At 47.0% G+C, this 230-nt stretch carries 1 tRNA gene; it reads left to right on the top strand.

The window, feature by feature from the left end:
- The first annotated feature begins 141 nt into the window (after positions 1 to 141).
- Positions 142 to 230 (top strand) — tRNA-Ser (locus tag AN389_RS19915).

The raw sequence follows: 230 nt of genomic DNA, 5'->3' as shown, positions 1-230 counted from the left end.
GAGATGGCAGAGTGGTCGAATGCACCGGTCTTGAAAACCGGCATAGGTTTGTAGCCTATCTAGGGTTCAAATCCCTATCTCTCCACCACTATTTAATTAATGGTATGAATAAACTACCGTTAATACAATCTGTTATGCGTTGGAGAGGTGTCCGAGTGGCCGAAGGAGCTCCCCTGCTAAGGGAGTATAGAGTTTGTAGCTCTATCGAGGGTTCGAATCCCTCCTTCTCC

Origin of the sequence: Pseudoalteromonas sp. P1-7a (genome assembly GCF_001401855.1) — a bacterium.
Classification (GTDB): Bacteria; Pseudomonadota; Gammaproteobacteria; order Enterobacterales; family Alteromonadaceae; genus Pseudoalteromonas.
The sequence above is the reverse complement of the archived record's forward strand: the minus strand, read 5'-3'. Positions and strand labels throughout refer to the sequence as shown.